The following is a 23,271-nucleotide window of genomic DNA, read 5'->3' on the forward strand; positions in this document are numbered from 1 at the left end:
GGAGACATCGTGAAACCAACCCGTCGCACCCTGCTGCTGGCCGCCGCGGCCATGCCCCTGACCCTGCCGCTTGCGGGCCGGGCCGAGGGCTACCCGTCCAAAGTGGTCCGCGTGATCGTGCCCTACCCCGCCGGCAGCTCGCTGGACCTGGCGGCGCGCATCTTTTCGGAAAGCTTTCCCAAGCAGTTCGGCCAACCCGCGATCGTGGTCAACCAGCCCGGCGCCGCGGGCACCATCGGCACCCGCGCGACGGCCAGGGCCGAGGCCGACGGCTACACGCTGATGCTGGGCACCAACCAGACGCACGGCGCCAACTCCGCGCTGATGCCCAATCTGGGTTACGACGCGCTGGCCGACTTCGCCCCCATCGCCGGCATCGCCCGGCTGCAGCACGTGCTGGTGGTGCGCAAGAGTCTCGGCGTCTCGACGCTGGCCGAATTCATCGCGCTGGCGCGCAAGCCAGGCCAGCAGATCAACTACGGCTCCAGCGGCAACGGCTCGGCGTCGCATCTGGCGGCCGAGATGTTCAAGATGGCTACCGGCGTGCCGATGGCGCACATCCCCTACAACGGCAGCAGCCAGGTGGCGCAGGCGCTGATGGGCAGCCAGATCGACGCCACGTTCTCCACCCTGCCCAGCGTGCTGGGTTTCATCAAGTCCGGCGGCATCTTGGCGCTGGCCATGGCCTCGAAGGATCGCGCGCCCCAGCTGCCCGAGGTCAAGACGCTGGCCGAGCAAGGCGTGGCCAACTCGGAAGCCGATGCATGGACCGCGTTCTTCGCGCCAGCCAAAACACCGGCGCCCGTGCTGGCGACGCTGACCGACTTCGCCCTGAAGACCTTCAAGACGCCGGAAGTGCGCGAGAAGCTGGAAGCCGCCGGCTTCGCGCCCGACGTGACTCCGGGCACCGCCTTCCGCGCCTTCCTGGCCCAGGACATGAAGCGCTGGGCCACGGTCGTCAGGCAGGCGAACGTCAAGCTTGAATGACCGGCGCCTTCAAGCCCTTGGCGCCGCCCAGCAGGCGCTGACGCAGCGCCAGGCAGACGCGCCAGAGGCGCGCATCTGAAGCCCCGACAGGCGGCCGGCGAAGCGCGCCAGCCAAGTGCGGCGTGCCCAGCGTCATCCTCTCTTCTGGCTGCAACTGCTCGTATCTCGCTCCCATTTGCGTGCAGTACCCTCAGTGAGGGTGTTGCACTTCAGAGTTGAAACTGCCCCGATCAGGTGGGAGCATCTATTCCATTAACTTTCCCCTCGTCTGGGAAATCGTGATCTGACCCCCGGTTATTCCCCGCAGAAATAAATTCTAGTTTTTGTCGGTCGAATACCCCAGCCACTCCAGAATATTGCCAAAAGAAGAAAGCTGTAATCTGGTCCACTGCTGTCGGGTAGTTTTTAGCTAGCGTTCGAAGAGTAGATCGAATCGAAAGCCCGTCAGCCCTGTATCTCTTACCTTCGTCACGAACGCCTCGTTGACATAGGTAGTATTGCGCCGAGTCTGTGGAATCTTGAAAATCGGTGGCAACGAAGTGACCGAGTCTAGCAAGACATGCTTGTTAACTTTCATCACCCGGCCACTGCTAAAGCGCACTATATCCGAGCGCGATTCATCCAGGATATCGACGATAGTTGTTGGGTTGAAGCCGAAATAGCGGACTGGCTCATCCAAAGCAATAGCCGCGAATTCCCCATGCTCACTCAGCAAGAGGTCGAGGACTTGAATAGCATGCTCAGAAAATGTTGGGATGGGCCTCAACCCCATACCTGTAAAATCAGGCAATGCATCAGGATACGGCGGATCGCCTTCATAATTTCTCATCCCAGCCGGAACTGGATAGCCCTTCACATGACACTCGCCTGTGAACATCGGGGGCGCCCATTTATCATGTTCCGCCGAATTTTTAAATAAGAATGATATGAAATCATTGGAATTGAATCTAAGATCAAATAATTTCATTTTTCGGGTCGAAGCCTAGAGCCTGGATATGTGCCACTCAATAATTGATCACGAATATTTCTCAGAACATCCAATGCCTCTTGTCTAGATGAAACGCCTTCGAAATCTATGTTTAGCTGCTCATAGTAGTCACGATTATTCAATCTAGGATGATATGAGCCGGGCGCTTCACTGCTCGGCTTGTTCGGTAAGAACACCCCATTATCGGGTGAATTGATGTCAATATCGAAGCGCTCCAGCAATCTGCGTAGTTGAGTTGCCCGCGCGTCACCATATGGAACATATGGTGTGCATCCGTGTCTGCGGGGCGGACAACACCAATTGCCTCCAAGTTATCAGACAGGATGCCCGAGGCCCGCCTGTCCATCAGGTAATCAGCAATGCTCGCCGTCCCAAGCGCCGGCAGTATGGTGAGCATACTGGCTGGCGGAACCACTACCTGAAACGGCGGGGTCCTAATGCCCAACCCGGGATCGGCGGGCCTGTAGCCTGGCGCACCGGTGGGCAGGTCGTATAGAGGATCGTATCCAGGTGGCCCGCCCGCGCCATCCGGTCGCACCACCTGGTAGCCGCCCGCGCCAACGCCTAATCCACCTGTCACCGGATTAAGGGGAGGCGCCAGCCACGCCACAGGTGTATCAACCGCGTTGACTGGTTCCCGGGCTTCTGGGTCCCATACGCCTTCAGGATCGAAGTCGTAGATGGGACGTGGCGCTGGAGAGACCACTTCCACATCGTCATCAGCCCGCGAACCTCCCCAACGCATGCCTTGGCCACCACCAGGCCGCAAGCCCAGCCCATCGTCACCGGTGCCCAATCCATAGTCTGGCGCGGGACCGCCATCCGCCGGAGCGGGCAACGGATCATTCGGTTGGGCGGGCGCTGGCTCCGATGGCTGGATCGAGGCGTCCTCGCCGTTCACGAGCGGGTTGTCGGATCCGCCCCGGGAAAGATCCCCCATGACCCCATTGAGGAAGTCCGCCGCGAACCCCGCCGCCGGGTCGTCGCTGCCCACGATGCGCAGCGCGCTGCCCGTGGCGCGCGTGAGCAGGCGCAGGGCGCTGGCCTGGCCGGCATCGAGCCCTTGCCCTTGCAGCTCGCTGATGCTCATCTCCAGCTGCGCCGTGACCTCGCCGGCCACGCTGCCCATCAGGCTGTTGACGAAGCCGTCCTTGAACTGCCCGCCCATGACCGTCTGGATCGCGCCTTGCACCGTGGCGCGGCCGGTGTATTCCATCAGCCGCTGGCTGAATGTCTCGGCAAGGCCGTCGATGTGCTGGCCCACGCCGGGCAGGTGGCTCAGGCCGGCGGTCACGCCGCCGGCCAGGGCCGATTGCAGCAGTTGCCCGAAGTCGATCCTGCCGTTGGCGGCCAGTTGCAGCGCGGCGCTGCCGACGGCGCCGGTGGCCGCGCCCACGGCGATGGTGCCGGCGGTGCCTCCGCCGGCGGCGGCGGTGATGCCGGCGGCCACGGTGCTGCCGGCGCCGAAGGTCATGGCGGTGATGGCGCCGGCAAAGATGTAGGGGAACGCCCGGTCGATGCCGTCGGGCTTGAGGTTCTTCTTGTCGGTGACGAAGCCGTGCTCGGGGTCGAACCAGACCAGCTCCTGGTCGATCAGCTGGGTGATGCGGTCGGGGTCGAGGTGGTGGTAGGGGCGCGTGATGTCCGAGGGAATCCAGCCGTCGTGGGTCGACAGGGCCTGGAGGCCGTCCTCGAAGTCCGCGCGGCGGCCTTCGCGCACGGTCAGGCCGCAGAGCTCCCAGTGGGCGGGGGCGCCGCTCTCGCTGTCGGGGGCGGGCACGAACCGCAAGGGCTCGCTGCCGTGCAGATGGGCGATGGCGCGCTGCGCGGGGCTGTCACCCTGGGCGTAGGCGCGGGCGAAGGCGCCGGGGTCGAACTGCCAGCTGGGGGCACTCCAGTTGTCGGCATGGCCGCCGCCGGGGTGGTAGGCCCAGCCGGGCTGAAATCATCGTGATCTGCCCCTATTTTTCCGACCCTATTTTTCCCCAACTAGACGGCCGCCCCTTTATATGCCATTGTTGTGGCCATATCATTCAGAAAAATTCGCGATCCGACTTTGCCGAGATTTCTCGATAATTATTTTAATGCTTTCTGGCAGGGAAATTCTCCAGCCGTTGCCCATCGGGTGGATTATAAGAATTCACTATGCAGCCATAGCCGGAATAAAAATCGGGATCGAAAATCTCAATTTTTAAGCTTGCACAATAGCGTTCCACCATATCGATAGTTAATCGATCTTTGATGCTGCGAGAAGCGTACTTCTCCGTTTCCTCGAAAGCAAGCGGATCACCGCTCGAATGAAATTCCCATCTGCTCTCCTTGTGAGCAGCAATCGAACGCACAGGATATCGATATTGAGTTCCATGCCTTGTCTGAACTGGACTGGCTTTCTGCCCGTCTCGAAATACAAACTGTACAGATCCAAGTCTCTTATTAGGCACATCGGTGTTAAGCACAATGGAGACTGAACGCACTCGTAAAATTCCGGCCAGATAGTCTGGCTGGGAATGCACATCTCCCCCATTTATTCCATTGGGAATATAGGCGCACCAGTTCGAACTGGTCTCAGATATCAGAACTTTATCGCTGATCGGACCCGTCAACGGCAGCAGTTTTTCAAGTTTTTCTTCAAGCTTACCCTCGGTCGGCAACTTCTGCACATCCCCGGGGAGATCAAAGCGCTGATTAATCTCGACTGTGCGCTTAAACACGAAATCTGCAAGATCACCGGCGGCCATCTCAAAGAAAGCCATATGAGTAGTTACAGGCTCATAGTCAATTAGGAAAAGTTCTGGATTTCTCATTAGTCCACTTGCCTCAGGATTACAATAATCGATGGGTCATTATTCAATGTGCGTGTGGCGTGGGCAGCACCCCGATTGGAGGAGTATTTGTCATATTCGATAGAAATCCGACGGCCATTGGGCAGCGTTGCCTGAACATCTGGCCGATTAATTCCAACTCTGCGCCCTGATCCATCAATTTGCTGTTGATTGATTCTAATATCTGTTGCGCCAATATTTGCCAAATACTCGACATCACTCTGCATCGCCGCGTTTTGAGTTTCACTGGCTCCAATCCCTCGCCCAGCTATTGGTTGCCGATCTGGGCGAACTGGACTTACGTTTATGTCTTGGGGCAAGCGCGTTCCTGAGGCAGAACCACTGCCAACAATCACAACATCGTTCGCCGTTGCTATCGAAGCTATTACCTCTTGTTCGATAGATGGTAGCTTATTAGATGCGCCGACATTGCGTGTGCTACTGTCAATAATTTCCGTGTTCGTTCTATTCGGTCGGTTCAGTCGTCCCAAAATAGCACTAAACATCAGCGCATTTCCTGCGCCGACTCCACCACGAACGTCAGCACCAAAACGTACCTCTTCCGGTATCGCGCCCGATTGACGTGCGAAATCAGCCGCCATTCGCATCGCCAAGTCGGCCCGTCTCGCTTCCAGGCTTCCGGGCTCCAGTCCTATGGCCGCTCGGCCATTGCCCGAATTGAGTTCGTTGGCGTAGTCGTCCAGCGTCGCCAATACTTCCATCTGTCCGGCGGGGCTGAGGTCTCTGAAACGATCGAGGACCAGCTGGTTGTACAGCCCCGCGCGGGTCAGGCCGCCGCTGCCTTGGGTTGCCAGCAGGTCATCCACGCGGGCCAGTTCCGCCCGAGCCTCGTCGCCGCTACCCGGGTCGCCCAGCAATGCGTCCCGCAACTGCTCGTATCTCAGGTCATCCGCCGTCAGTATTTCCCGCGGAACACGGATCGTGACTTCGGGCAGCGTACCGGCCACCTCCTCGCCATCGTCGCTGGCATCCCCAACGGCCCCTGTACCGTAGGTTTCGTCTGCCGCGTCCGCGAACGCGTCGGAGGCCGCTGCTATCTCCAGATACGCATCCAGATCGGCCTGGCGATCAGACCAGCGTTGAAGGTCGGTATCGGTGGGCTTGCCTTGATCAATCGGCGTCGGTCCATCCACGTCCGGTGTCTGCGCACTATCTTCGGCAGCCGCCCGAGCGACTTCGTCCCGCACGGCCTCTCCCAGCACGCCGCCGAGGAAGTCACTGGCGAACCCGGCAGCCGGGTCCCCGGGGTTGGCCACCACCCGCAGCGCACTGCTGGTGGCCCGCGCCAGCAGCCTCATCGTGCTGGCCTGCGATTCGCTCAGGCTGCCGTTCCTGCTCATCTCGGCGATCTCGGCGTTCAGCATCCCGCTGACTTCGCCGGCCACGCTGGCCATCAGGCTGTTGACGAAGCCGTCCTTGAACTGCCCGCCCACCACCGCCTGGATGGCCCCTTGCAGGGTGGCGCGGCCGGTGTATTCCATCAACCGCTGGCCGAAGGTGCCGGCCACGCCGTCGATGTGCTGGCCCACGCCGGGCAGATTGGCTATGCCGGCGGTCAACCCGCTGGCCAGCGCGGAGGTGAGCACGCTCTTGAAGCTGACGTGGCCGGTGGAGACGTATTGGTTCAGGGCGCTGCCCACGGCCCCGGCGGCGGCGCCCTGGGCGACGACGCTGCCGGTGGCCTGGGCCACCGCGTTGCCGACGCCCCAGGCGCCCACGGCGGCGAAGGCCGCGCCCATGATCTGGGGGAAGTAGCGGTCCAGCCAGTTGCCCTTGAGGTTCTTCTTGTCGGTGACGAAGCCGTGCTCGGGGTCGAACCAGACCAGCTCCTGGTCGATCAGCTGGGTGATGCGGGCGGGGTCGAGGTGGTGGTAGGGGCGCGTGATGTCCGAGGGAATCCAGCCGTCGTGGGTCGACAGGGCCTGGAGGCCGTCCTCGAAGTCCGCGCGGCGGCCTTCGCGCACGGTCAGGCCGCAGAGCTCCCAGTGGGCGGGGGCGCCGCTCTCGCTGTCGGGGGCGGGCACGAACCGCAAGGGCTCGCTGCCGTGCAGATGGGCGATGGCGCGCTGCGCGGGGCTGTCACCCTGGGCGTAGGCGCGGGCGAAGGCGCCGGGGTCGAACTGCCAGCTGGGGGCACTCCAGTTGTCGGCATGGCCGCCGCCGGGGTGGTAGGCCCAGCCGGGCTGAAATAATCGTGATCTGACCCTATTTCCTCTCTATTTCCCCTATTTGACCCTATTTCCCCTATTTCCCCCGCTTACCCTCACGGATGGCCGATGGCCGGCCTTGGCCCCGTCCCTCACTTCGAAGTCAATTCACCCCATCCGTGAACGAGCCCTGTCCATCGTTCTCCGGTGCATGCGTAGTCAAGCACTGCGTTCTCCTGCGCAGCTCGAAGCGCCGCCGAAGGCAAAGCGTTGGCTGTCACCAGCAATCGTGCACCCACGGAACTGGGCGTGAGTTCGTATGTGTTCCACGTGGTCACCGTGGATAGCTGCTCGCGTCCGTTGAACGATGAGAAAAACACCCGCAGTTGATCGAGCACCTCCAACTGGTCTTCGAGTTCAATGAAGCTATCCAGAGCGGCGAACGTGAACCGCCTCTTGTTAAAGATGAACACGCCATGTCGGTTAACCAATGCGTCGGCACCAGCCAGTTCGGCCTGCGCCAGCCAGTGCTGCTTCCACGCTTGCAACAGCTCATCACGCCGAGCATGCGCATCTAAGCAGCTCCGATGCACGCAGCTATCGGCAAGCTCGCCGAGTCCCACCGGCAGCTTCGTGTTCGGGAACCCCACGATGCCTGCGTTGGACGTGAGCACTTGACCGCAGATCCGGCACCTAGTCTTACCTTTGATGAATATCGCCATGTTCAGCTCCCCGGTGTCATCTTCGGCTTCGGCATGAAGACTGACGATGAAGGTCCATTAGGCCCGAAGGTGCGCCATGCGCCACTTTCATTGAAGATGGCAGAGCGCCCTTGGTTTAAAAGACCCAGCGCGCGCATATCCTCGACGCTGGGCGTCAGTCCCATAAAGCTCTCTCCAGGATGAACGTGACCAATCAAGGTCGAACCCTCTGGAATGGCCGTCGTGTTGGCCGTGCCACGCACAATGTACCGGTCACCATTCAAGCGGATGACAGCGAATTCCGCCCCTTCACTCGACGCCAGACTTCCGAGGTCTTGCAGCCCCACGGCCCCACGTGGAAGCGGGACCATATCGCCCGGTCGGACAAGCTGTTCAGCGAAACCTCGGGCAGCCGGCGTCGCCTGCAAACTGCCCCAAGTGCCGCGGCTCGTCGCCAAATCGACGGGGCTATTTCCGATATTGCCAACACTAGCCCGCATGCTACCGGATGGCATTTGTGTTCGCGGCCCAATGGCCCACGCCCCGGCTTCGCTGAACGCTTCTGTGGGAAATTAGTGGGAAATTAGGGTCAGATCAAGATTTTTACACGATCAACTGGCGCATGGGCGCGGGCAGCGCGGCACGTTCATCGGCGGCGATCTGGCCGACCTGGCCCAGCACCACGCGCAGGCCCTGCGCCATGACGATGCCGAACTCGGTGAGCAGGCCGCGGATCTGGTTGGCCAGCGCGGTGCGCATCTTCACGAAGCCCTGGCGGGCGCGATGCACGGCCAGCAAAGCCTGTTGCTCGGGTGTCTTGACGGCCACGAAGCGCATGCTCGGGCGCCCGGTCGCTTCGCAGATGGCCTGCGCATCGGCCCGGTCGCTCTTGTTGGACTTGACGTAGGGCTTGACGAACTGCGGCGAGATCAATCGCACCGTGTGGCCCATCTGCTGCAACTGGCGCGCCCAGTAGTGGGCGCCAGAACATGCCTCCATGCCGATCAGGCAGGCGGGCAGGTTGGCAAAGAAAACCATCATTTGCGCGCGCCGCGGCGGCTTGCTGAAGACAACGTGGCCGGCCTGATCGACGCCGTGCACGTGAAAAATGTTCTTCGCCAGATCGATGCCAACGGTGGTAGCTTGCATGGGGGACGCTCCTGTCTGGATGACAAGTGGTTGATCGGACCTCCACTTTGGCTCTTCAGGGCCGATCAGGCGGGGGCGTCCATTCCATTAATTATTCCCCGATTATTCCCCCAGCGGCAGGGCCCCGAGGATCGACGGTAAAAACAAATTCTTTACCTGCTTTTATTTGTTGATCCAAGAACGCGCGATTTATATTCCACATATTTTCGGCGCCCAATTGACCCGCAACGTTACTCCAGTCATCCATGCCATTCCACCGGTGACTACAGCGGGCAAACACAAGGCACATCAAGGGCTTGCGAATTGTTCGGGGCGGACTAATTAGGCCTAATCAAGCGCAAGAAGTTGACGGCTCCACATCTCGGGCACTCCATTTTTCGTTCAATCACCGATGAGTCCAGCGTGCTTCTAGAGTCCTCCACGATTAATTTCGCTTCTTCGCACTGCGGGCAAAGAACGGTAGCGTACGGATCTTGCGCAAGCAAGTTCCCTGCTGAAATCCATTTTTTAATGATGCTCATTTTAATCTCTCCACTGCCCAAGCTGCGAAGTCCGCGGCCGCTCTTGTTTCATTTGCAGCCAATGCACCACTCACCCCATTTCCTGCATTGCTCGTAGATAATCTATGCAGCTCATGTAGCACGGTTTGTTGGAGCTCCCGGTATGACGAGAATGCTTCTCCGCCAATTAGAAAACCATTTTCTCCAAACATCGTCATACCAGATGCGGGAAGGTTGGGTTCGTATTGAATAAGGCGATTGTTGATCATTAAGGAAGCTGGCTTCCCTGCTTCGTGAGCCGCAAGAATTATTTGAAAATCAGATGAATTCAAGATGCTGTCTGCCTCATTAATAATTTGGCTTTCAAGTCTAGTCGGACTACGATTCGGAGCTCTATCCAAGTCCCCAACAGCTCCCAACTGTGCCCGCCGCCCCCCCGCCGCTGGTCCACCAAACGCATTTTCGCCCACTGCCGTGGTCACAGCCGCCGCGGGCTTGATCAAGCGGCCGGCTGTATAGCCCAGCCCCGTCGCCGACTGGCCCACGTCGTTGAACAACTCCCCCAGTGCCCGACTCTGCTCGTAGGGATCGGCCAGCGCCATCGCGGCGTTGTAGCGGTTGACCACGTTCTCCATGGCAGCCGTGGCGGTTTCTCGCGGGCTAAGAATGGTATTGACGATGCTCTGACCCAGTTGCTGCTGCCGGCTCCAGGCCTGTTGAACCAGTGGGTGATCGTGGTTGTATCCCAGTGTCAGCAGATCACCCACCTGCACCGCGCTGTCAAGGGCAACCTGCGCCGCAGTGCCAGCCATGTTGGCAAAGCTATTGAAGGCGCCCACCATGGCCCCTGGGGTTCGCTGAGCAATTTCATGCAGGACTTGGGTGACGGCACTCTCGTCCTGCGGGCGGTAGACGATTTCGCGCACGCCATCGATGACATTGTCCCGAACGGGCTCATACCCAAGGAGCGCGGGCACCGGGCCATTCAAAGGCACATCGCCGATCATGCGCAGGTCTTGATCCGCGGCACCAGCGCTCGGACGCACCACAACAGTACCGTCGGGCAGGACCGAATCACGCTCCCATCCCGAGCCTGTCACCTCAACCCGGTAACGTGGGCTGAGTTCCGCATCGGCCTCATCTTGCAGCTCAGCGATTCGGTCTCCACGCGTGACCCATTCCTGTTCGTTGTCGGCAATGAAGTCCCCCAGAGGATCGGCCTCCGCCTGGGCAGCCTGATTGGGCTCGCCCTGCACATCCTGCGTCGGGACTTCCGCCAGGGCGCCGGCCAGGAAGTCGCTGGCGAAGCCCGCGGCCGGGTCGTTGCTGCCCACCACGCGCAGGGCGCTGCCGGCGGCGCGGCTGAACAGCCGCAGCAGGCTGCTTTCGCTGGCGCCCAGGCCCTGCTGCTCCATCTGCGCGATCTGGCTGTTGAGGCTCTGGGTGACCTCAGAGGCCACGCTGCCCATGGCGCTGTTGATGAAGCCGTCTGCAAAGCGCCCGCCGCTGGCCTGCTGGATGGCCCCTTGCAGGCCGGCGCGGCCGGCGTGGCCGAGCAGGCGCGTGGCGGTGTCGCCGCTTTGCAGCATCTGGCCGAGGCCGCTGAGCTGGGTCACGCCGGCCGCGACGCCGCCCGAGACGGCCGAGATCAGCACCTGCCTGAAGCTGAACCGGCCCCCGCCGATCATGTTCACCACCTGGTTGGTGGCGCCGCCCACGGCGCCGAGGATGGCACTCTGGCCTATGGTGGTGGCGGTGGCGCCGGCGGCAGTGCAACTGGTGGCGGCGCCCAGGCCCATGGCGGCGCTGGCCGCTCCCATGCTCATGAACGACATGGCGGCGCCGAAGACGATGGGCATGGCCCGGTCGATGCCGTCGGGCTTGAGGTTCTTGCGGTCGGTGACCCAGCCGCGCTCGGGGTCGAACCACACCAGGTCGTTGTCGATGAGCTTGGGCGGGCGCTCCAGGTCGATGCGGTCCCAGCCGTCGGTCAGCTTGCTCTGGGCGGTGTCGTGGTCGGCGTCGCCGCTGCGCTGCGTGGCCAGGTGGAGCTTCTGGCCGGCCAGCATCCAGGACTACAGGGAAAATCGTGATCTGACCCCGATTATTCCCGATATTTCAAGGGAAATTAGGGTCAGATCAAGATTTTTACAGGCTGGCGTGGCCGAGCAGGCGCGCGGTGGGGGATCAGGGTCAGATCAAAATCTCTTTGCCTCTCAACTCTTCCAACATCAGGTGATCGCCGATCCCTCTCTCGCCTGCGATAGGGAAAATCGTGATCTGACCCCGATTATTCCAAGGCGGGTGGGGCCGGCGTCCTTGGCCCAAGCCCCCCCGCTGACGATCCGGGCGACAAGCGCTGGGCCTTGATTCCGAATCCGTGATCTGGCCTTCATTCGATGCAGTCAGAGAATTGTGATCTGACCCCGATATTTCCCCGATATTTCGATCTTTTTCCGCTACTCACTGGCAAGAGCCTCTGGCAAAAATTTAATAGCTCGCTCTCTAATTTTCCTCCAATCATCATCATCAAGCTCTATTATTTTTGCACTTGGATAGATTGCATATCTTATCTTGCCATCATCAGTAACGCCGATTTCCATGAATGGATTAAGATCATCACAAGCATTATAAATACATAAATATGGATACTTTGAATCCACATCTCCAACTTTTTCGAACTTTAGCGCACCCTGCATCATTTCTTTGCCCCTCTAAATCCAATGAAGTCACCATTAGCATGCCAGCTTGCTGCACGCCCATCAGGTAGAGTATAGGTAACCCATCCAGATGGGTAGCGACCGCCTGCGCCAGTTGTTCTAACTCCGCTTGTTAGAATCTCCGCAATATTGCGTTGTGCAAGCAAATTGAGGTCTTGCTCTGTTCGATATACAGCTCTGAGCATCTCCGCACTGTCAAAACCAAAATACTCCGGATGTTTCGTGGTTGCACGACCTGCAACAGTAAGCATTGATACCCCGTTTAGCGGGGTATCTGCCGCTTGTGCAAGCGCTTGCACTTCGGGGACGCCCGGACCTCGATTCTCACTACCGATACCCCCCCTCTGTGCGTTCCGCCCTCCGGCCGCCGGCCCCGTAAACGCATTCTCCCCCACAGCCCTCGCCAGCGCCGCCCCCGGCCGCACCAGGCTGCCCGCCGTGTAGCCCGCGCCCAGCGCCGCTTGCCCAACATCGTTGAACAGGTGGCTCAAGGCTCGGCTCTGCTCGTACGGGTCGCTCAGCGCCATCGCCGCGTCGTAGCGGTTGACGACGGCCTCGATGACCCGGCTGGTGGTTTCTCTCGGGCTGAGCATGGCGTTGACCAGGGTCTCGCCCAATTGCTGCTGCTCGCGCCACGCCTGCTGGATGACGGGATGATCGTGGGTGAGGTCGCCTGTGAGGATGCTTCCCACCTGTATGAAGCTGTTGGCCGCCACGCGGGCCGCGCCGCTGGCCGCCTCGCCGAACGATTCGATCGTGCCGACGGTGGCGCCCACGGTGCGTGACGCCACTTCCTCCAGCATCTCCAGTACCGAGCGGTCGCCGGTATCACCCCGGCCTACGATGGTTATCTCGCCGGCGGCGTTGTAGTACGCGTAGCTGTCGTTCGATGCGGGATCAGTGCCCCCGGTGCTGCCGACGGGGTACGGATTCGGCGACGTGATGTCACCGTCGGGCGCCGGCTTCGATGGCTGGATCGAGGCGCCCTCACCGTTCACGAGCGGGTTGTCGGATCCGCGCCGGGAAAGATCCCCATGACCCCATTGAGGAAGTCACTGGCGAACCCGGCAGCCGGGTCCCCGGGGTTGGCCACCACCCGCAGCGCACTGCTGGTGGCCCGCGCCAGCAGCCTCATCGTGCTGGCCTGCGATTCGCTCAGGCTGCCGTTCCTGCTCATCTCCGCGATCTCGGCGTTCAGCATCCCGCTGACTTCGCCGGCCACGCTGGCCATCAGGCTGTTGACGAAGCCGTCCTTGAACTTGCCGCCCACCACCGCCTGGATGGCCCCTTGCAGGGTGGCGCGGCCGGTGTATTCCATCAACCGCTGGCCGAAGGTGCCGGCCACGCCGTCGATGTGCTGGCCCACGCCGGGCAGATTGGCTATGCCGGCGGTCAACCCGCTGGCCAGCGCGGAGGTGAGCACGCTCCTGAAGCTGACGTGGCCGGTGGAGACGTATTGGCCGAGGGCGCTGCCCACGGCCCCGGCGGCGGCGCCCTGGGCGACGACACCGGCGCCGGCGTTGGCCATCGCTCCGCTGACGGCCCCGGCGCCCACGGCGGCGAAGGCCGCGCCCATGATCTGGGGGAAGTAGCGGTCCAGCCAGTTGCCCTTGAGGTTCTTCTTGTCGGTGACGAAGCCGTGCTCGGGGTCGAACCAGACCAGCTCCTGGTCGATCAGCTTGGTGATGCGGGCGGGGTCGAGGTGGTGGTAGGGGCGTGTGATGTCCGAGGGAATCCAGCCGTCGTGGGTCGACAGGGCCTGGAGGCCGTCCTCGAAGTCCGCGCGGCGGCCTTCGCGCACGGTCAGGCCGCAGAGCTCCCAGTGGGCGGGGGCGCCGCTCTCGCTGTCGGGGGCGGGCACGAACCGCAAGGGCTCGCTGCCGTGCAGATGGGCGATGGCGCGCTGCGCGGGGCTGTCACCCTGGGCGTAGGCGCGGGCGAAGGCGCCGGGGTCGAACTGCCAGCTGGGGGCACTCCAGTTGTCGGCATGGCCGCCGCCGGGGTGGTAGGCCCAGCCGGGCTGAAATCATCGTGATCTGACCCTATTTCCCCCCGGGGAAATGTTATCTGACTCCGATTACTCTGGACCCAAGCTACCGCTCAAAAAGCAGATCGAATCGAAAGCCCGTCAGCCCTGTATCTCTTACCTTCGTCACGAACGCCTCGTTGACATAGGTAGTATTGCGTCGAGTCTGCGGAATCTTGAAGATCGGCGGCAGTTCAACCACCGAATCCAGCAGCACATATTTATCAACTGCCATCACGCGGCCGCTGCTGAAGCGCACGATTTCAGAACGCGATTCATCCAGGATGTCGACAATGGTGGTTGGATTGAATCCGAAGTAGAGAATCGGCTCATCCAGCTCGATAGGGGCAAATTCGCCATATTCACTCAGTAGAGGGCCGAGCGTCATGATGGCGCGCTCAGAAAATGTTGGGATTGGGGCCAATCCTATGTGAGTGAAGTCAGGCAAGATGTCGGGACGCAAAGAGTCACCCTCTTTATTTCTAATCCCTTTTGGGATTGGATATGCCTCTCCCAATGGATCTCCATCGAACATCGATCCGCCCCATTTATCATCCTCATCGAGGTCTTTGAACAAGAATGATACAAAGCCATCAAAATATACGTGGAGTTTATATAACTTCATGATCTTACTTCCGGGGTCTAGAGCCTGGATATGTACCATCTAAAAGCTGGCTGCGAATTCTTTGCAAAACCTCCACCGCATCCTGTCTAGAAGAAACATTCCTGAAATCTTCCCTCAGTTGATTGTAATAATCATCATTATTCAATCTAGGATGATATGAGCCGGGCGCTTCACTGCTCGGCTTGTTCGGTAAGAACACCCCGTTATCGGCTGAATTGATGTCAATATCGAAGCGCTCCAGCAATCTGCGTAGTTCAGTTGCCCGCGCGTCACCATATGGAACCATATGGTGTGCATCCGTGTCTGCGGGGCGGACAACACCAATTGCCTCCAAGTTATCAGACAGGATGCCCGAGGCCCGCCTGTCCATCAGGTAATCAGCAATGCTCGCCGTCCCAAGCGCCGGCAGTATGGTGAGCATACTGGCTGGCGGAACCACTACCTGAAACGGCGGGATCCTAATGCCCAACCCGGGATCGGCGGGCCTGTAGCCTGGCGCACCGGTGGGCAGGTCGTATAGAGGATCGTATCCAGGTGGCCCGCCCGCGCCATCCGGTCGCACCACCTGGTAGCCGCCCGCGCCAACGCCTAATCCACCTGTCACCGGATTAAGGGGAGGCGCCAGCCACGCCACAGGTGTATCAACCGCGTTGACTGGTTCCCGGGCTTCTGGGTCCCATACGCCTTCAGGATCGAAGTCGTAGATGGGACGTGGCGCTGGAGAGACCACTTCCACATCGTCATCAGCCCGCGAACCTCCCCAACGCATGCCTTGGCCACCACCAGGCCGCAAGCCCAGCCCATCGTCACCGGTGCCCAATCCATAGTCTGGCGCGGGACCGCCATCCGCCGGAGCGGGCAACGGATCATTCGGTTGGGCGGGCGCTGGCTCCGATGGCTGGATCGAGGCGTCCTCGCCGTTCACGAGCGGGTTGTCGGATCCGCCCCGGGAAAGATCTCCCATGACCCCATTGAGGAAGTCCGCCGCGAACCCCGCCGCCGGGTCGTCGCTGCCCACGATGCGCAGCGCGCTGCCCGTGGCGCGCGTGAGCAGGCGCAGGGCGCTGGCCTGGCCGGCATCGAGCCCTTGCCCTTGCAGCTCGCTGATGCTCATCTCCAGCTGCGCCGTGACCTCGCCGGCCACGCTGCCCATCAGGCTGTTGACGAAGCCGTCCTTGAACTGCCCGCCCATGACCGTCTGGATCGCGCCTTGCACCGTGGCGCGGCCGGTGTATTCCATCAGCCGCTGGCTGAATGTCTCGGCAAGGCCGTCGATGTGCTGGCCCACGCCGGGCAGGTGGCTCAGGCCGGCGGTCACGCCGCCGGCCAGGGCCGATTGCAGCAGTTGCCCGAAGTCGATCCTGCCGTTGGCGGCCAGTTGCAGCGCGGCGCTGCCGACGGCGCCGGTGGCCGCGCCCACGGCGATGGTGCCGGCGGTGCCTCCGCCGGCGGCGGCGGTGATGCCGGCGGCCACAGTGCTGCCGGCGCCGAAGGTCATGGCGGTGATGGCGCCGGCAAAGATGTAGGGGAACGCCCGGTCGATGCCGTCGGGCTTGAGGTTCTTCTTGTCGGTGACGAAGCCGTGCTCGGGGTCGAACCAGACCAGCTCCTGGTCGATCAGCTTGGTGATGCGGGCGGGGTCGAGGTGGTGGTAGGGGCGTGTGATGTCCGAGGGAATCCAGCCGTCGTGGGTCGACAGGGCCTGGAGGCCGTCCTCGAAGTCCGCGCGGCGGCCTTCGCGCACGGTCAGGCCGCAGAGCTCCCAGTGGGCGGGGGCGCCGCCCTCGCTGTCGGGGGCGGGCACGAACCGCAAGGGCTCGCTGCCGTGCAGATGGGCGATGGCGCGCTGCGCGGGGCTGTCACCCTGGGCGTAGGCGCGGGCGAAGGCGCCGGGGTCGAACTGCCAGCTGGGGGCACTCCAGTTGTCGGCATGGCCGCCGCCGGGGTGGTAGGCCCAGCCGGGCTGGTCGGTGGTGGGGGCGGCTTCGCCGCGGCGGGGCGCGAGGGGCGAAGGCGGCGCGGGCGGGTTCTGCCGCGCCTGGTCCAGGGCCTGGAGGAAGGCGCTGTCCACCGCGCGCTGGGCCTGCTGGTATTGGTACAGGCGCGCGGCCAGCTCGGGGCCGTAGCGTGCTTCGATGCCTTGGCCGACGGTGGTCCAGGTGGGCAGGGGCTGGAGGTCGCCGCCGAAGTGCTCAATGAGCTCTTGGGTGGCGGGCTCGGCCAGCAGGAGTTCCAGCGCGGCGATTTCCATCGGGTCGGCGCTGGGGGGGGCGGGGGCCGGGGTTTCGGCCGGGGTTTCGGCGGGGGTGGCGGCTTCGGTGGGGGCGGGGGGCTCGGTGGGCGTGTCGGCCTCGGGCTGGGCCTCGGGCTGGGCGTGTTCTTGCAGGAGGGGCTTGAGCTGGAGGGCGATGGCGGTGTCGGGCGGGTAGTCCAGCAGGGGGCTGGGCAGGGGTTTGTCCTGGCTGGTCTCGAAGCCTTGCCAGGGGCTGCCGTTGCCTGTGGGCAGGGGCTGGCCGGGGTGCATCAGCGCGCCGAGCGTGGTGTTGGCGGGGGCGGCGGGCTGGGGCTGGGGCTGGGCTTGCTCCTGCGGCTGCGGGTCGGCGGGGGGGACGGGGTTGTCCCAGCCCAGGCCGGCGGGGGTGGACGTGACTTGCATCAGATGGGGCCTTGTGTGTCGATCAAGGCGCCTTGCATGGCGCGCCCTGTGCGTGAAGCTTGGCAGGGCGGTGCCCTCGGGGCTAGCTGGGATGGTTACGGATGGGAAGGTTACTTATATGCTTTGGTATTAAATCGGCCGCAAGCGACCCTGCGGCAGGCGCGGGCAGCCATGAAGTCAGGGGCGGTATTTTGGCTGCGGGCTGGAAGGACGATGCGGGAATGGCCTGGCTCGTCAGCTCTCTCTTCGTCATCCCCGCCGGGGCGGGATGACGTTTTGGGGGCGCGCAGACGATGATGGGGTGCGCGGCGAAAAAAGGGCGCGGGGATAACGAGGGCGACCCTGCTCTTTATCGGCGCACCCCGGTTTTCCTATCCGAGGCCGCCCTGTAGACGCTGCCGCAGCGCCAGGCAGAAGCGCCAGACGCGCGCATCGAACGCCAGCTGCACGTGCGCCACGTCCCCCAGCGCCTGCTCGGCGCTGCCGGGCAGCGTGGCCGCGGGCCAGGGGAAGACGATGTTGTCGCAGGCCGTCCACCAGCAGGTGAAGGGCACCTCGGGTGGCGCCGCCGGCAACTGGCGCAGCCACTCGCTGTCCTGGCGCATCTGAAGCCCCGGCAGCCGGCCGGCGAAGCGCGCCAGCCAGGTGCCGCGGTGCGGCGTGCCCAACGTCACCACGTGGGCCACCAGCGCGGCGCGCTCCTCAGGCGGCAGTTGTCGCAGCCACGCGCGCGCCGCCAAGCCGCCCATGCTGTGCGCGACGATCAGCGGCGCGCGGCCGGTGGCCTGCGCCATGCGGCGCGCACAGGCGTCCAGGCTGGGCACCATGGCGTCGATGGACTGGCCCTGGCCGGGCTCCAGCGTGACGGCGGCGCAGGCGATGCCCTGGGCCTTGAGCGCGCGCAGCACCGGCGCCCAGAAGCCGCGGTTGCACAGGTAGCCGTGCACCAGCACCACGCCCACCTGGCCGCCGCCCTGCCCTGCTGCTGGCCAGCCGTCGGGCTCGGCCTGTTCGCCGAAGGGCACGCGCCAGCCGAACACGCGCTGCGCCTGCCCCCATTCGGCCCACCAGGCGGCCAGCGCCACGCGCGCCGGCGGCACGGGCGCGCCGGCCGCGCGGGCGACGCGGCGCATCAGCAGCATCTGCAAGCCCAGTTGCAGGCCCAGACCGCACAGGCCCAGCGCCATGCCCAGCACGGCCACCGTGGGCGAGCGCGGCCACCAGAACGCCAGCCACGCCAGCACCGAGGCCAGCGCGCCCAGCAGCACCCAGCGGAAGATGCGCGCGTTCACGGCAGGCGGTGTTCAATCACCCCCGCCGTCGCCGCCCGCATCGCCGCCGGACGCATCGCCGCCCGGCGCGTCGGCCGCATCGTCCTCGTGCTCGGCCCCGTCGCCCACGCCGGCCTTGCGGGCCGCCTTGGCCTTGGCCTTTTCTTCCTTCTTGCGCTTCTTCTCCAGCTCGCGCTGGCGCTTTTCGTATCCGTAGTTGGGGGTGGCCAAGTTCAGTGCTCCTTATGAATCCGTTTCGGTCGGCGCGGTCCAGCGCACGGCGCCGCGGTAGGCATGCCAGCTGGCGTGGCCCAGCAGCGGGCCGACGACGAGAAAGCCCGCGCCCCAGGTGGCCAGCGCCAGCGCGATCAGCAGCGTGATGAGCAGGCCCCACCACAGCAGGGTGACGGGGTTGGCGGCCACCACGCGGATGCTGGTGATGGCGGCCGAGATGGCGTCGGTGTCGCGGTCCAGGATCATCGGGATCGACACCACGGCGGTGGAATACACCAGCAGCGCGAAGATGCCGCCGACCATCAGGTAGACCAGCACGAACTCGATGTTCTCGGGGTTGAAGATGGCTTGCAGCACCCCGGTGGTGGACGGCATGCCGGTGTTGAAGAACACCGCGAACACCACCAGCGAGGCGCGGCCCCACAGCAGCTCCAGCACGATCAGCACGAGCACCAGCAGGGCCATGCTGCGCAGGTGCCTGTCCCAGCAGGTGAGCGAGGCGGCCAGTTCGGGCCGGTCGCCGCGCTCGCGCCGGCGGCTGACCTCGTACAGCCCCATCGCCAGGAACGGCCCCACCAGCAGGCAGCCGGAGGCGATCGACATCACGTACTCGGGCTTGCTGCGGAACACCAGCGCCAGCACCGCCGCCATGGCCCAGAAGCACAGCCCGTAGAAGAGGCCGATGCCGGGCGCGGCCATGAAGTCGCGCCAGCCCTGCGCCAGCCAGCGCAGCGGGTCACCCAGGCCCAGCGGCACCATCACGGCCTGCGGCGCGGTGGACGGCGGCGGCACGTAGGGCTGGTAGGCCCCGGCGGCGGGCGCAGGCGGTTCGGCGGCGGGCGTGACGGCGGCGGGTTCGGTCATTCTTGCGCTGGAAAAAATACGCGGGAGCCAGGTTGCAGGCCAGCATAGCCGCTGGCGGCAGGCGCGGCAACCGCGGTGCTATCCAGGTTCGCGCAGCACGCGCTGCCAGACCGCGCGCCACAGGGGGCCGAGGCCGCCGGGCGACAGTGTGATGCCCTGCGCGGTGGGCGGCACGAAAGGCGCGACCGGCTGCCAACGCCCCTGTACCTGCCGGGCGACGGCGAAGTTGAAGCTGTAGTGCGGCTCCAGCCCCATGCGCAGGTCGCTCAGCACCAGCACGTCGCCCCACGCCTGCGCGCGCATGAAGCCGTGGTTGAACCAGGCCAGGCGCCGCACGGCGGGCGCGCCGGCCACCTCGGCCAGCGCCGCGGTGTCGGAGGCGTGGCGCGTGAAGCGCATGGGCGCGCGGTCGGCCAGCAGGGAGCGGTCGCCGACGACGTAGCCGCCCGGCGTCATCGCCACCACGCGCCACAGCACGGTGTTGAACGGCATCGGCACCGAAAAGCGCGGTGCGTCGGCCAACCCCAGCGGCGCCAGCGCGGCATCGGCGGCGCGCTCGACCATCGCCTTGGCCGCCAGCGACCACGCCAGGTAGCCGCTGGACAGCAGCAGGCCCGCCAGCAGCGCCCCACGCGCCCACGCGCGCCGGTGCGCGCACCAGGCGGCGACGCAGGCCAGCAGCAGCCAGACGGTGTAGAGCGGGTCGATGATGAACATGCTGGACCACATCGCCGGCCGCGCCGGCAGCGGCCACCAGAGCTGCGTGCCGTACACGGTGAAGGCGTCCAGCAGCGGATGCGTGACCAGCGCCAGCAGCATGGCCCAGAACCACGCGCGCGGCGCCTCGGCCACCCGCCCGCCGCGCCGGCGGAAGAAAGCCCACACCGCCCAGGCCACCCACGGCAGCACCAGCAGCGAATGGCTGGGGCCGCGGTGCCAGGTCATGCGCAGCACCGGGTCGCTGGTGAGCAGCGCGACCGGCAGGCCGTCGAGGTCGGGCAGCGTGCCCAGCGCGGCGCCGGCCAGCAGCGCCGCGCGCCGGTGCGGCGCCGGCACGCAGGCCGCCGCCACGGCACCGCCCAGAACGATTTGCGAGAGTGAATCCATGCAGGCCGGCAGTGCCGCCGTTTATGAACAAAATAGGCCGCCAGCGCTTGTACAGCAAGCGCCAGCAGCTACCAAATAATGAGCAAGCGGCACGCCGCCGTCACGCCGGCAAGGCCCGCGCCACAGCCTGCGCCAGGTCGGCCTGCAAGTCGGCCTCCGCCTCCAGCCCGACCGAGAAGCGCACCAGCGTGCCGCGCGCCAGGTGCGTGGGCCAGCGGGTGCGCATGCCGGCCAGGTCGTAGGGCACCACCAGGCTGACCGGCCCGCCCCAGCTGTAGCCCAGCTTGAACAGTCGCAGCGCGTCGCAGAAGGCATCGACCTGCGCCGGCGTGTGGCGCGCATCGACCAGCACGCTGAACAGGCCGGCCGCCGCGCCCTCGCCGCGCGCGTCGGCCGCGCCGCACACCTGCCGCCAATGGTCGTGCCCCGGCGCGCCGGACAGCGCCGGGTGCAGCACCTGCGCGAACGCCGGCTGCGCCGCGCACCAGCGCGCCAGCGCGCGCGCCGCCTGGTCCTGCGCGCGGTAGCGCAGGGCGATGCCGGGCAGCGCGCGCAGCACGGCCTCGGCGTCGTTGGCGCCCACGCCCAGGCCCAGGCGCATGTGGGTCAGCTTGAGCTGGCGGTGCAGCGCCTCGCCCTGCGTGGTGACGGCGCCCATCAGCACGTCGCCGCCGCCGCTGGGGTACTTGGTGAGCGCGTGCGCCGACACGTCCACGGCCAGGCCCTGGCCGTCCAGATCGAAGGCGTTGAAGGCCAGGCCCGCGCCCCAGGTGTTGTCCAGCGCGCAGGCCACGCCGCGCGCGCGGCAGGCGCGCACCTGGGCGATGAGGTCGGGGAACTCCATGGTCACCGAGCCGGCCGCCTCCAGCCACACCAGCCGGGTGCGCTCGGTGGTGCGCGCGGTGAGGTCGGCCACATCCATCGGGTCGTAGAACTGGTGCGTGATGCCGAAGGCGGCCAGCTCGCCTTCGGCCAGCGCCTTGTTGGGGCCGTAGGCGTTGTCGGGGATCAGCACCTCGTCGCCGCTTTTCAGCAGCGCCAGCGCCACATTGGCGATGGCCGCCAGCCCGCTGGGCACCAGCAGGCTGTGCAAGCCGCCCTCCAGCGCGGCGATGCGCTCCTCCAGCACGAAGGTGGTGGGCGTGCCGTGCAGGCCGTAGGTGTAGCCGTTCTTGTGCTTCCAGTCGCGCGCGCGCATGGCGGCGACGTTGGGGAAGATGACGGTGGACGCCTTGAAGACGCCGGGCTGCGGCGCCGCGAAGCCGGCGGGCGGCTGGTAGGGGTGGTGGATGAGTCGGGTGCGTGCGTCGGGCATGGGGCAATGGTATTGCAGTGCATTAGCTATGCTATTGATAGCTTATGGCGCTTGTCCAGAAAGCGCTGGAGGCCGATTTCCATCTCAAACGCTGGCAGACTCCACCGCCTCCAGGTGCGCCCGGGCGCGCGCCCACACCTGCTCGGGCGGCAGGCTTTTCAGCTTGTGGTCGCTCCACACCTGGCGCCACAGCCGCGCGCCGCGCCGGCCGTGGTGCAGGCCCAGCATGTGGCGCGCGATGGCCGACCAGGGCGTGCCGTCCTCCACCGCCTCGCGCTGCATGTAGGCCACCATCTCGCACTCCACCTCGTCGGGTGTGCGCGCGCACGGCTCGCCGCCCAGGAAGCGCGCGTCCCAGCCGGTCAGCAGCCATGGGTGGTGGTAGGGCTCGCGGCCGAGCATCACGCCATCGACGTGCGCCAGGTGCGCGGCGATCTGCGCGTCGGTCGTCACGCCGCCGTTCAGCACGATGGTGAGGTGGGGAAAATCCTGCTTCAGCCGGTACACCAGCTCGTAGCGCAGCGGCGGGATCTCGCGGTTCTCCTTCGGGCTCAGGCCCTTGAGCCACGCGTTGCGCGCGTGCACGATGAACACCCGGCAGCCGGCGCCCGCCACGGTGCCGACGAAGTCGCGCACGAAGCCGTAGCTCTCCTCGCGGTCGATGCCGATGCGGTGCTTGACGGTGACGGGAACATGAACCACGTCCACCATCGCCTTCACGCAGTCGGCCACCAGCCGCGGCTCGGCCATCAGGCAGGCGCCGAAGGCGCCGCGCTGCACGCGCTCGCTCGGGCAGCCGCAGTTCAGGTTGATCTCGTCGTAGCCCCAGCGTTCGCCGATGGCCGCGCAGCGCGCCAGCTCGGCCGGCTCGCTGCCGCCCAGTTGCAGCGCCAGGGGGTGCTCCACCGGGTCGTGGCGCAGGTGCCGCCGCTCGCCGCCGTGCAGCAGGCCGCCAGTGGTCACCATCTCGGTGTACAGGCGCGTGCGCTTGGTCAGCAGGCGGTGCAGGAAGCGGCCATGCTTGTCCGACCAATCCAGCATCGGGGCCACGGACAGGCGCCAGGGGCCGATGGGCGGCATGTTCTCGCGGGCGGTTGGCATGCCGGGATTATCCCGTGAGGCAAAGAAAAACCCCGCC

General features: G+C 64.5%; 21 protein-coding genes and 1 pseudogene. 1 reads left to right on the forward strand and 21 read right to left on the reverse strand.

Translation table 11 applies throughout. The annotated features are described in order from the left end of the window. Positions 1-9 precede the first annotated feature (9 nt). Positions 10-987, forward strand: coding sequence for a Bug family tripartite tricarboxylate transporter substrate binding protein (locus QM772_RS04560; protein ID WP_415134268.1), 978 nt, complete (start codon positions 10-12; stop codon positions 985-987). Here the strand turns inward: QM772_RS04560 and QM772_RS04565 are convergent. The 21 genes and pseudogenes from QM772_RS04565 to dusA all read right to left on the reverse strand — a co-directional run bounded on the left by QM772_RS04565 (position 974) and on the right by dusA (position 23,234). Beyond that, a complete protein-coding gene (locus QM772_RS04565) occupies positions 974-1,123 on the reverse strand; it encodes a hypothetical protein (protein ID WP_415134269.1) in 150 nt (49 codons plus the stop codon). The genes QM772_RS04560 and QM772_RS04565 overlap by 14 nt on opposite strands. Before the next feature lie 273 nt (positions 1,124-1,396). Beyond that, a complete protein-coding gene (locus QM772_RS04570) occupies positions 1,397-1,954 on the reverse strand; it encodes a hypothetical protein (protein ID WP_415134270.1) in 558 nt (185 codons plus the stop codon). Continuing rightward, positions 1,951-2,196 (reverse strand): AHH domain-containing protein, encoded by a 246-nt coding sequence (locus tag QM772_RS04575; protein ID WP_415134271.1) that lies wholly within the window; start codon positions 2,194-2,196, stop codon positions 1,951-1,953. Before QM772_RS04575 ends, QM772_RS04570 begins: the two co-directional genes overlap by 4 nt. Beyond that, positions 2,094-3,755, reverse strand: a complete 1,662-nt coding sequence (locus QM772_RS04580; protein WP_415134272.1) for a hypothetical protein — start codon at positions 3,753-3,755, stop codon at positions 2,094-2,096. Before QM772_RS04580 ends, QM772_RS04575 begins: the two co-directional genes overlap by 103 nt. Before the next feature lie 301 nt (positions 3,756-4,056). After that, positions 4,057-4,728: a hypothetical protein gene (locus QM772_RS04585; RefSeq protein WP_415134273.1), complete on the reverse strand. Its 672-nt coding sequence runs from the start codon at positions 4,726-4,728 to the stop codon at positions 4,057-4,059. Between the two features lie 50 nt (positions 4,729-4,778). Beyond that, positions 4,779-6,842: a hypothetical protein gene (locus QM772_RS04590; protein WP_415134274.1), complete on the reverse strand. Its 2,064-nt coding sequence runs from the start codon at positions 6,840-6,842 to the stop codon at positions 4,779-4,781. A gap of 275 nt (positions 6,843-7,117) precedes the next feature. After that, on the reverse strand, positions 7,118-7,687 hold the full coding sequence (locus tag QM772_RS04595; protein ID WP_415134275.1) for a hypothetical protein: 570 nt from the start codon (positions 7,685-7,687) through the stop codon (positions 7,118-7,120). A 2-nt stretch (positions 7,688-7,689) separates the two neighbouring features. Then, positions 7,690-8,013: a hypothetical protein gene (locus QM772_RS04600; protein ID WP_415134276.1), complete on the reverse strand. Its 324-nt coding sequence runs from the start codon at positions 8,011-8,013 to the stop codon at positions 7,690-7,692. A gap of 259 nt (positions 8,014-8,272) precedes the next feature. Further along, positions 8,273-8,815 (reverse strand): annotated as a pseudogene (locus QM772_RS04605) (IS110 family transposase); the annotation flags it as partial. A gap of 517 nt (positions 8,816-9,332) precedes the next feature. Then, on the reverse strand, positions 9,333-11,384 hold the full coding sequence (locus QM772_RS04610) for a hypothetical protein (protein WP_415134277.1): 2,052 nt from the start codon (positions 11,382-11,384) through the stop codon (positions 9,333-9,335). Positions 11,385-11,774: 390 nt separating this feature from the next. After that, complete coding sequence (locus QM772_RS04615; RefSeq protein ID WP_415134278.1) at positions 11,775-12,017, reverse strand: hypothetical protein; 243 nt, start codon at positions 12,015-12,017, stop codon at positions 11,775-11,777. Continuing rightward, the gene (locus QM772_RS04620; protein ID WP_415134279.1) at positions 12,014-13,033 is read right to left on the reverse strand and encodes a hypothetical protein; all 1,020 of its coding nucleotides are present in this window, start codon (positions 13,031-13,033) and stop codon (positions 12,014-12,016) included. The genes QM772_RS04615 and QM772_RS04620 overlap by 4 nt, the downstream gene beginning before the upstream one ends. Then, positions 13,030-13,896, reverse strand: coding sequence for a hypothetical protein (locus QM772_RS04625; RefSeq protein ID WP_415134280.1), 867 nt, complete (start codon positions 13,894-13,896; stop codon positions 13,030-13,032). The genes QM772_RS04620 and QM772_RS04625 overlap by 4 nt, the downstream gene beginning before the upstream one ends. 232 nt (positions 13,897-14,128) lie before the next feature. Continuing rightward, positions 14,129-14,638 carry a hypothetical protein gene (locus QM772_RS04630; RefSeq protein WP_415134281.1) on the reverse strand — a complete coding sequence of 170 codons (510 nt, stop codon included), beginning with the start codon at positions 14,636-14,638 and terminating at the stop codon, positions 14,129-14,131. Positions 14,639-14,690: 52 nt separating this feature from the next. Beyond that, entirely contained in the window at positions 14,691-17,342 is a 2,652-nt protein-coding gene (locus tag QM772_RS04635; protein WP_415134282.1) for an AHH domain-containing protein, read from the reverse strand. Positions 17,343-17,713: 371 nt separating this feature from the next. Continuing rightward, entirely contained in the window at positions 17,714-18,634 is a 921-nt protein-coding gene (locus QM772_RS04640; protein WP_415134283.1) for an esterase/lipase family protein, read from the reverse strand. A gap of 12 nt (positions 18,635-18,646) precedes the next feature. Next, the gene (locus QM772_RS04645; RefSeq protein ID WP_415134284.1) at positions 18,647-18,844 is read right to left on the reverse strand and encodes a hypothetical protein; all 198 of its coding nucleotides are present in this window, start codon (positions 18,842-18,844) and stop codon (positions 18,647-18,649) included. 12 nt (positions 18,845-18,856) lie between these two features. Continuing rightward, a complete protein-coding gene (locus tag QM772_RS04650; RefSeq protein ID WP_415139463.1) occupies positions 18,857-19,606 on the reverse strand; it encodes a DUF2189 domain-containing protein in 750 nt (249 codons plus the stop codon). Positions 19,607-19,789: 183 nt separating this feature from the next. Continuing rightward, positions 19,790-20,818 (reverse strand): metal-dependent hydrolase, encoded by a 1,029-nt coding sequence (locus tag QM772_RS04655; RefSeq protein WP_415134285.1) that lies wholly within the window; start codon positions 20,816-20,818, stop codon positions 19,790-19,792. A gap of 100 nt (positions 20,819-20,918) precedes the next feature. Beyond that, positions 20,919-22,133, reverse strand: coding sequence for a PLP-dependent transferase (locus tag QM772_RS04660; protein ID WP_415134286.1), 1,215 nt, complete (start codon positions 22,131-22,133; stop codon positions 20,919-20,921). An 84-nt stretch (positions 22,134-22,217) separates the two neighbouring features. Next, positions 22,218-23,234, reverse strand: coding sequence for a tRNA dihydrouridine(20/20a) synthase DusA (dusA, locus tag QM772_RS04665; RefSeq protein WP_415134287.1), 1,017 nt, complete (start codon positions 23,232-23,234; stop codon positions 22,218-22,220). Positions 23,235-23,271 lie beyond the last annotated feature (37 nt).

This window comes from Ottowia sp., assembly GCF_047601385.1.
In the GTDB taxonomy this organism is placed as follows: Bacteria; Pseudomonadota; Gammaproteobacteria; order Burkholderiales; family Burkholderiaceae_C; genus Ottowia.